Below are 625 nucleotides of genomic sequence, written 5' to 3'. Positions count from 1 at the left end.
TGCTTTAGGTTACGATGGCGATATCGACTTAAAAGAAAATCAAATGTTACATACCCTTATTGAAGAGCAAGACAAAGGGGTTACTGCCAAACAATTATACGGTACACCAACAACTTACGCCCAAGAACTAAACCAAAACCCTAACGACGGTAATGGGGCAGTTCAAGCAGGCGACAGTCCGTTCTGGCACTACTGGGTTGAAGGTGGCTTATTGATTGGTGGTGTATTCGCGGGTATTTCTGGATTGACCTTATTAATCGGTTCTGAAAATGCGAGCTCAGGCCCAGCTGGTTTATTCACGCTAATCTTAAACTTTATTATTGGGGGATTAGCTATGGCTGTTCTGACAACAAACCAACCTGATATGTCTAAACCGAAGAAAGAACGTGGCACTATGCGGTATATCTTGATTTCAGTAGCCGTTTTATTGGCCTGGATCCTACTCATTTCCCTAACTGAATTCTTGCCAGCGGGTGTTAACCCAGAATTGCCATTATTCGCTTACCTAGCCCTAGCAGTCCTAGGGTTAGCCGGCAGATGGTGGTTTAAACGTGAATTCAAAGTACAAAATACCTTATTCTAAAAACAGGAGTCTGTCAGTTATTCTGACAGGCTTTTTTTGATG

1 protein-coding gene is annotated in these 625 nt (G+C 42.7%); it reads left to right on the top strand.

The features are described 5' to 3' along the window. On the top strand, positions 1-583 hold a 583-nt coding region (locus ACRCJ0_RS18285), incomplete at its 5' end, for a DUF1129 domain-containing protein (protein ID WP_431391563.1). Positions 584-625: the final 42 nt, after the last annotated feature.

The organism is Aerococcus sp. L_32 (genome assembly GCF_050689315.1).
This window is presented reverse-complemented; position numbering and strand designations above follow the sequence as displayed.